The sequence below is a fragment of the Hoeflea sp. genome (assembly GCF_984452065.1).
Map to the genome: position 1 here is coordinate 118,104 of NZ_CFHWAF010000001.1, position 8,856 is coordinate 126,959.

Below are 8,856 nucleotides of genomic sequence, written 5' to 3' on the forward strand. Positions count from 1 at the left end.
CGGTGCTCAGGACCATCGACTTCATCATCATTGCCCTGATGGCTGCCGCAGCGGTCATGACCTTCCACGTCAAGTACCAGGCGGAGGAACAGGTCGCTGAAATCAAGCGGCTCGAGGCTGCAATTCGCCTTGAGCAGGACACGATCGATCTTTTGAGGGCCGACTGGAGCCTGCTCATCCAGCCGAGCCGGCTTCAGGGCCTTGTCGAGGCGCATCAGGACGAGCTCGGTCTGGAAATCACCGAGCCCCATCAGATTGTCCGCCCTGAGGAACTGCCCGCCAGGGTGCGTGACCTGCCCGAGCCGATCGAGGAAATGATGGCTGACGCTCCCGATTCACAGACCGTTACCGGGTCGGTTGGCCAATGAGAGGTTTGCTGCAGCGCATGGGGCTGGCCCCAAAACCGTCCCTTGCGGGCGGGCTGCCGCGTGGCGGCCCGGTCCATGTCGAGGGCGCGCGCCGGTCTGGCGCCGGTCAGACACGCAACCGTATCACCCTGGTGATGATCGGTGTCTGCGTGGTCTATGCGGTGATCGCGGGCCGGCTTGTTCAATACGGTTTCCGCGACCTCGAAACGGTTGCGAGTATCGCGCGGGGCAGTGAGCTCCTCGCCTCCCGGCCCGATCTGCTCGACCGTAACGGACAGGTGCTGGCAACCGATATACGGACCGTTTCGCTCTACGCGCAGCCGCACAAGATCACCGATCCCGATGAGGTCATCGAAAGGCTGTCGACGGTCCTGCCGGATGTCGACGCCCGTTCGGTCTATCGCAAGCTGACATCGAAATCGCAGTTCCAGTGGCTTCGCCGTCAGCTGACGCCCAAACAGCAGAGCGACATTCTGGCGCTCGGTATTCCGGGCGTCGGGTTCAGGCCCGAAAAGCGCCGCTTCTATCCGGGTGGGCCGACGGCCTCGCACATTGTCGGCCACGTCAATATCGACAATAAGGGCATCGCCGGCATGGAGAAGTTCGTCGACGGTCAGGGCCTCGCCGACCTTGCCGCGGTGGGGCTGACGATCGAGCGGCAGCTTGAACCGGTACGGCTCGCCGTCGATCTGCGGGTCCAGCATATCGTCCGCGACGAGCTGGCGACGGCGATGGAGCGCTACCAGGCGATTGCCGCCGGTGCCGTTGTCCTCAACGCCAAGACCGGCGAAGTGCTCGCCATGTCCTCTCTGCCCGATTACGATCCCAATCTTCCGGCTCAGGCTCTCGAAAAGGACAGGCTGAACCGGATGTCGGCGGGCACCTACGAGATGGGCTCGACCTTCAAGGCGTTCACGACGGCGATGGCGCTCGATTCCGGCCTCGTCTCGATTGACGACCAGTTCGATGCGCGGCGGCCGATCCGCATGGCCGGTCACACGATCAGCGACTTCCGCGGCAAGCACCGTATTCTCAGCGTTCCCGAGATTTTCATCTATTCATCGAATATCGGCACCGCCAAGATGGCCGATGTGGTCGGCATTGACCGACAGCGCGAGTTCCTCACGCGCATCGGTCTGTTGACACGCATGCAGACCGAGCTGCCGGAAGTCTCGCGGCCGAGCCAGCCTCAGGTCTGGAAGAAGATCAACTCCATCACCATCTCCTTCGGCCACGGCGTTGCGACCACACCGTTGCAGACCGCGGTTGCGGCGGCGGCGATGCTGAACGGCGGAAACCTCATTCCGCCCACCTTCCTGCCGCGCACGGAGGCGGAGGCGGCACAGGTCGCGACCCGGGTGATCAAGCGGGAAACCAGCGCCACCATGCGTCATCTGATGCGCCTTAATGTCGAAAGGGGATCCGGCCGCCGCGCCGAGGTTCCGGGTTTCAGGGTCGGCGGAAAGACAGGCACAGCGGAGAAAGTGGTCAATGGCCGCTACTCGTCAGACGTGCGTTTCAATGCCTTCCTGTCGGCGTTTCCAATCGAAGATCCGCAATATGTCGTTCTGGTGATCATCGACGAGCCGAAGCCGGCTGAAGGTCAGCAATCGGCCACCGCGGGCCTCAACGCAGCCCCCACCGTCAAAGCCATTATACGCCGCAGCGCCGCATTGCTCGGGGTTCGCCCGGTATTCGGAGAAGGCGATGCCGCCTTGCTCGTGTCATATTGAGTCTGACATAAGCTCATGCTCTATGGGAACGTGAGACGCCGGCCGGCGCAGCAATTCAAAGGAATGATGGCAACGAACAATGAAGCTCAACGTACTGGCCGCAGACTTTGCCACGATACCGGACGACCTTGCCGAACTGGAGATTTCGGATGTCACCGCCGACAGCCGCAACATTGAGCCCGGGAACCTTTTCGTGGCGATTGCCGGCCAGATGCGCGACGGAGCGGCCTTTGTCGGCGAGGCCGCCGAAAAAGGCGCGGTCGCGGCGGTCGTATCGGCGCAAAGCGAGCTGCCGGATCCCGGCATTCCGGTAATCCGGGTCGCCGACCCGCGATACTTTCTGGCAAAAGCCGCCGCCCGCATCCACAGCGAACAGCCCGAAACCATGGTGGCCGTCACCGGAACGGCCGGAAAGACGTCGGTCGCATCCTTTACCCGGCAGATCTGGGAGCGTGCGGGCCGGCCCGCGGCAATGATCGGAACGACGGGTGTCGAGACGGCGGGCCGGAAGCAATATGGCGAGCTCACAACCCCGGATCCGGTTGTCCTGCACCGGACCCTCGGCGAACTGGCGGGCGAGGGCATTACCCACGGCGCCATGGAAGCCTCCAGCCACGGGCTTGACCAGCACCGGCTGGACGGCGTGCGGCTGACGGCCGGGGCCTTCACCAATCTGGGGCGCGACCACCTCGACTATCACCATGACATGGACGCCTACTTCTCCGCCAAGATGCGGCTCTTCGAGGCGCTTTTGCGGCCGGGTTCGTCGGCGGTGATCTACTCGGACGACGCCTGGTCCGAGCGGGCGATCGATCGGGCGAAGGCCAGGGGCCTCGACGTGCGCACCGTCGGGCGCAACGGCAATTTCCTGGCGCTGAAGCGGGTTGAGCATCAGCGCCATCAGCAGGTGGCGGAAATTCACCATGAAGGCGCGATCTATCAGGTCGAAATCCCGCTTGCGGGAGACTTTCAGCTCGCCAACGCGCTTGTCGCGGCAGGTCTTGCGATCGTCACCGGCGTTCCGGCCGGCGAGGCGATCGCCGCGCTTGAACATCTGCGCGGCGCGCCGGGCCGGCTTGAACTGGTGGGAGCCGCCCCGAACGGCGCGCCCGCCTATGTGGACTATGCGCACAAGCCGGAGGCGCTGGAGCAGGTTCTTCAATCGGTGCGGCCCTTCACCACGGGCCGCGTTATCGCAGTGTTCGGCTGCGGCGGCGACCGGGACAGGGGCAAACGGCCTATTATGGGCGAAATCGCCACCCGTCTTGCCGATGTGGTGATTGTCACGGACGACAATCCGCGCAGCGAAGAGCCGGCGGCCATTCGCGCCGAAATCCTGGCTCAGGCGCCCGGCGCGCTCGAAATCGGCGACCGGCGGCAAGCCATCGCGGACGCGATCGCGCTGTTGCAGGAAGGCGATACGCTGGTCGTCGCCGGCAAGGGGCATGAAGAGGGGCAGACCGTCGGTGACACGGTGTTGCCGTTTTCCGACCACGGGGCGATCAAGGAAGCCCTGGCTTCGCTTGCCCCGCGCCAGTGGCTTTGGCAGACGGAGGACATGATCGACGCGATGAGCGGCAGGCCCGTGGGCGATCTGCCGCAAGGCATTGACGGGATTTCCATAGACAGCCGTTCCATCGCGCCCGGAGACGCGTTCTTCGCCATCAAGGGCGATCGGTTTGATGGCCATGATTTTGCCAGTGCCGCCGTGGCGAGCGGCGCCTCGCTGCTGGTCGTTTCCGAGGCAAAACTGCCGGCGCTCGGACGCGTCAATGCGCCAATGATTGTCGTTGACGATGTGCTTGAAGCCATGTGCCGGCTGGGTGTCGCTGCCCGCGCCCGGACAAAGGCGCGCATTGTCGCGATCACGGGCTCGGTGGGCAAAACCTCCACCAAGGAAATGCTGCGTCAGGTTCTTGGCGGCCAGGGAAAGACGCATGCATCGGTCGCGTCCTTCAACAATCACTGGGGCGTGCCGCTGACCCTTGCGCGCATGCCACAGGACACCGCGTTCGGCGTCTTCGAAATCGGCATGAACCATCCCGACGAAATACGCCCGCTCGTCAAGCTGGTTCGCCCGCATATTGCGATCGTCACGGCGATCGCCGCCGCGCATCTGGGGCACTTCAAGAACCTGTCGGAAATCGCTGCGGCGAAAGCGGAAATCTTCGAGGGGGTTGTATCGGGCGGCCACGTTCTGCTGAACCGCGACAGCGACAAGTTCGCGCAACTGAAGAAGACGGCGATCGGCTGCGGCATAGAAAACATCCACATATTCGGTGAACACCGGCAGGCCGATATCCGGCTGAAGACATGGCGGGCGACGGATGACGGTTCGTCGGCCGAGGTCGACGTTCTGGGCGAAACGGTCACGCTCAATGTCGGCATGCCGGGCAGGCACATGGTTCAAAATGCACTGGCCGTTGCCGGAGCCGCCAAGCTTGCCGGTGCGGATTTGCGCGTGGCGGCGGAAGCCATGGCGCGGGTCGAACCCTCGGACGGGCGCGGGACGCGGCTTGCGCTTGCGGCGGAAGGCGGTGTCTTTACGCTGATCGACGAGAGCTATAACGCAAACCCCGCCTCCGTGCGCGCGGGCATCGCATTGCTGCGCGATGCGCCTGTCGGTGAGGGCGGACGGCGCATTGCCGTGCTCGGCGACATGCTTGAACTCGGCTCGTTTGCAAAGAAGCTGCACGCCGAACTCAAGGAGCCGCTTGAAGCCGCCCGCATCGACATCGTCCTGCTCGGCGGCGAGGAAATGAAAGCGCTTGAGGACGTGCTGGACGAGCCGATTGTCCACCAGCACCACCCCGGCGCCGACGAGCTTGAACCCGTTCTTCTCAAGACCGTCCGGGCGGGTGATGCGGTGATGGTGAAATCGTCCAAGGGCATCGGCTTTTCACGGCTGGTGAAGGCCCTTGTTGACAACTATCCGGCGGTGTCCGACAGCGTGTCGGAACGGAACACGCGAGAGGGGGTGTCCGCCCAATGCTGATCTGGCTCGTCGAACTATCTGATCAATTCCAAATCTTCAACCTGTTCAGATACATAACCTTTCGAACGGGCGCGGCGGCACTGACTTCGGCCCTGATTGTGTTCCTGTTCGGGCCGCGAATCATCGCCTCGCTTTCCATTCGTCAGGGGCGCGGGCAACCGATCCGGGCGGATGGCCCGCAGACGCATTTCAAGAAAGCCGGAACGCCGACAATGGGCGGGTTGATGATCCTCACGGGCATCATCGTGAGCTCGCTTTTGTGGGCCGACCTGTCGAACACCTATGTGGTGACCACCTTGCTCGTCACGCTCGGCTTCGGCGCGATCGGCTTTTATGACGACTATCTCAAGGTCACCCAGCAGTCGCATCGGGGTGTCTCCGGCAAAACGCGGCTCCTGGTCGAGTTTCTTATCGGCGGTCTTGCGGTCTATGCGATCATGCTTGCCTCGATGGCGGCCGCCGGCCCGAGCGGCGCCAGCTTCGGCTCTTCCCTGGCGTTTCCCTTTTTCAAGGACTTCGTCATCGATCTCGGCTGGTTCTACATCGCCTTCGGCGCCTTCGTCATTGTCGGTGCGGGCAATGCGGTCAATCTGACCGACGGGCTGGACGGGCTCGCCATCGTTCCGATCATGATCGCCGCGGCATCCTTCGGCGTCATTGCCTATCTTGCCGGCAATGCGGTCTTTGCCAACTACCTCCAGATCAATTTTGTCCCCGGAACGGGAGAACTCTCCGTGGTTCTGGGCGCGGTGATCGGGGCCGGCCTCGGTTTCCTGTGGTTCAATGCGCCTCCGGCCGCGATCTTCATGGGCGATACGGGATCGTTGGCGCTCGGCGGACTGGTCGGCGCCGTTGCGGTCGCGACCAAACACGAGCTCGTCATGATCATTATCGGCGGTCTGTTTGTCGCCGAGGCCCTGTCGGTCATCATTCAGGTGGCGTCCTTCAAGCTGACGGGCAAACGGGTTTTCCTCATGGCGCCGATCCATCACCATTTCGAGCGGCTCGGGTGGACGGAAAGCCAGGTGGTCATCCGGTTCTGGATCATCGCCGTCGGCCTTTCCATGCTGGGGCTGGCCACTCTGAAACTGCGGTGACGCAATGATCGCGGCGTCGGCTTTTCCGGGGAAAGAAATTGCCCTCTTCGGGCTGGGCGGATCAGGCATTGCAACCGCCCATGCGCTGCTTGCCGGCGATGCATCCGTCACGGCCTGGGACGACAATCCTGACCGGGTCAAGGAGGCGTCCGATGCCGGCATTCCGGTCGCCGACCTTCGCACGATTGTGTGGGCCGATCAGGCGGCGCTGGTGCTGTCGCCCGGTGTGCCGCTGACCCATCCAAAGCCGCATTGGAGCGTTGACCTGGCGCGCGGGGCCGGGGTGGAAATCATCGGCGATATCGAGCTGTTCGCCCGGCAAAGGCGCCTTCAGGCACCGGATTGCCCGTTCATCGCCATTACCGGAACCAACGGGAAGTCGACAACCACCGCGCTGATTGCGCACATCCTGAGGAAAGCCCGCCGCGATACGCAGCTTGGCGGCAATATCGGAACGGCCATCATGACGCTCGATCCGCCCAAGAGCGGACGTTTTTATGTGGTCGAGTGTTCGTCCTACCAGATTGACCTTTCGCCTTCGATCAACCCGAGCGCAGGCGTTCTGCTCAACCTGTCGCCCGATCATCTCGACCGTCATGGGACCATGCAGCACTACGCCGAAGTCAAGGAAAGACTGGTTGTCGGAAGCGATCTTGCGATCATCGGAACCGATGATCGTTGGTGCATGCTGATCGCCGACAGGCTGGAGCGGGCTTCGACGCCGGTCATCCGGATTTCGAAGCGCGACGTTCTGGCCGACGGCTACTATGCGGCCGGGCCGGTCCTCATGCGGGCTTCGGGCGGAACGGCCCATCAGGTGGCCGATCTGTCGTCCATCCCGACCCTGCGCGGTGCCCATAATGCGCAAAACGCGGCGGCGGCCATCGCCGCCTGTATTGCGGTCGGTCTGAGCGAAGACGAGATTTTCGCGGGGCTGGAGAGTTTCGCCGGGCTGGAACATCGCATGCAGCCGGTTGCGCGCCGAGGGCGTGTCCTCTTTGTCAATGATTCAAAAGCCACCAATGCCGATGCGTCGGCTCCGGCGCTGTCGAGCTTCGAGCGGATATACTGGATCGCCGGGGGGCTTGAGAAGGATGGTGGCATCCACATGCTGAGCGGGCTCTATCCGCATATCGCCAAGGCCTATCTGATCGGCGAGGCGGCGCCGGCATTCGCCGCGACGCTGGGCGACGATGTCGATTATGAAATCGCCGGGACACTGGAGCGCGCCGTCGCGCGCGCCGCACAAGACGCGTCGGACGACCGGGCCGAGGAGGCCGTCGTATTGCTGTCACCGGCCTGCGCAAGCTTCGATCAGTACAAGAACTTTGAAATCCGCGGGAACGCCTTTGTCGATTGTGTCGCGAAGCTGCCGGATATCGCCATGCTCGTGGATCCGAAGGAGAGCTGAAAATGGTTAGCCGCGCCGAACGAGGACCGATTTCAGACTGGTTCTGGACGATAGACAGGCTTCTGCTGGCGGTTTTTGTCGCCCTGATCGGGCTTGGTTTCATGCTCTCCTTTGCCGCAAGCCCGGGCGTTGCCGAAAGGCTCGACATCGACAGCCTTCATTTCGTCAAGCGCCACGCCCTGTTCATCTTCCCGGCCCTGGCGGTGATGATCGGGCTTTCCTTCCTGTCGCCGCGTCAGGTCAGGCGGGCGGCGCTGCTTCTTCTGCTGCTGTCGATCGCGTTGATGGTCTTTACCCAGTTCTACGGATTTGAAGCCAAGGGTTCGCGCCGCTGGTTCTCGATTGCCGGATTCTCCGTGCAGCCTTCGGAGTTCCTGAAACCGGCATTCATCATCATTTGCGCGTGGCTCTTTTCCGAGCATTCGCGCCAGCCGGACATCCCGGGAAACCTGTTTGCCATTATCCTTTTCGGTATCGTGGTGGCATTGCTGGTGGCGCAGCCGGATCTCGGACAGACCATTCTGGTGACGATCGCCTGGGGAACCCTGTTCTTCATGGCGGGCATGCCCTGGTTCTGGATAATCCTCCTGGCTTGCGCCGCCGTTGCGCTGTTTGCCTCGGCCTATTTTGTCTTTCCCCACGTGGCCGGACGGATCGACCGTTTTTTGACCGGGGAGGGCGATACCCATCAGGTCGATACGGCGCGCGAGGCGATTGTGCGTGGAGACTGGCTGGGGCAGGGCCCCGGAGAAGGCACCATCAAGCGTATTCTTCCCGACAGCCACACCGATTTCATCTTTTCGGTCGCGGCGGAGGAGTTCGGAATCCTGTTCTGTCTGGTGCTTGTCGCGATTTTCCTTTTCATCGTGCTGCGCGGCCTGCGCCACGCCAACCGCGAGCGTGATGAGTTCACCCGGCTGGCGATTGCCGGCCTGACGCTGCTCATCGGGCTGCAGTCGATGATCCATATCGGCGTCAATCTGGAACTGCTGCCGGCGAAAGGCATGACCCTGCCTCTGATCTCCTATGGCGGATCCTCGATGCTGGCGATTTCCATCACCGCCGGTTTCCTGCTGGCGCTGACGCGGCGCAATCCGGAAAAACGGGCCACCGGCCGGCAAAACAGCTACCACGAGATGAAGCTCAGCGCGGGGCATGTGTAGAGCAAGTCTGGTTTAAATTGGAACATTTGATTTTCCCCACCCGGGAAAGGAAGAGGATATTGGAAAACGACATTGAACGGGCCGGGCGA

The 8,856-nt window shown here is 62.6% G+C and carries 5 protein-coding genes and 2 pseudogenes; all 7 read left to right on the plus strand.

Going from position 1 to position 8,856, the window contains the following annotated elements:
* The first annotated feature begins 2 nt into the window (after positions 1 to 2).
* The 7 genes and pseudogenes from ftsL (at position 3) to ftsW (ending at position 8,767) form a co-directional block, all read left to right on the plus strand.
* Positions 3 to 368 (plus strand): cell division protein FtsL, encoded by a 366-nt coding sequence (ftsL, locus tag AC5E6N_RS00565; RefSeq protein WP_491745970.1) that lies wholly within the window; start codon positions 3 to 5, stop codon positions 366 to 368.
* Positions 365 to 2,101, plus strand: coding sequence for a peptidoglycan D,D-transpeptidase FtsI family protein (locus AC5E6N_RS00570; RefSeq protein ID WP_491745971.1), 1,737 nt, complete (start codon positions 365 to 367; stop codon positions 2,099 to 2,101). Before ftsL ends, AC5E6N_RS00570 begins: the two co-directional genes overlap by 4 nt.
* A 79-nt stretch (positions 2,102 to 2,180) precedes the next feature.
* Positions 2,181 to 3,623: pseudogene (locus tag AC5E6N_RS00575) on the plus strand (UDP-N-acetylmuramoyl-L-alanyl-D-glutamate--2,6-diaminopimelate ligase); the annotation flags it as partial.
* A gap of 24 nt (positions 3,624 to 3,647) precedes the next feature.
* Positions 3,648 to 5,096: pseudogene (locus AC5E6N_RS00580) on the plus strand (UDP-N-acetylmuramoylalanyl-D-glutamyl-2,6-diaminopimelate--D-alanyl-D-alanine ligase); the annotation flags it as partial.
* Positions 5,090 to 6,193: a phospho-N-acetylmuramoyl-pentapeptide-transferase gene (mraY, locus tag AC5E6N_RS00585; protein ID WP_491745972.1), complete on the plus strand. Its 1,104-nt coding sequence runs from the start codon at positions 5,090 to 5,092 to the stop codon at positions 6,191 to 6,193. The pseudogene AC5E6N_RS00580 and the gene mraY, both read left to right, overlap by 7 nt.
* Positions 6,194 to 6,197: 4 nt before the next feature.
* Positions 6,198 to 7,604, plus strand: a complete 1,407-nt coding sequence (murD, locus tag AC5E6N_RS00590; protein WP_491745973.1) for a UDP-N-acetylmuramoyl-L-alanine--D-glutamate ligase — start codon at positions 6,198 to 6,200, stop codon at positions 7,602 to 7,604.
* Between the two features lie 2 nt (positions 7,605 to 7,606).
* Positions 7,607 to 8,767 carry a putative lipid II flippase FtsW gene (gene ftsW, locus AC5E6N_RS00595; protein WP_491745974.1) on the plus strand — a complete coding sequence of 387 codons (1,161 nt, stop codon included), beginning with the start codon at positions 7,607 to 7,609 and terminating at the stop codon, positions 8,765 to 8,767.
* The last annotated feature ends 89 nt before the right edge of the window (positions 8,768 to 8,856 follow it).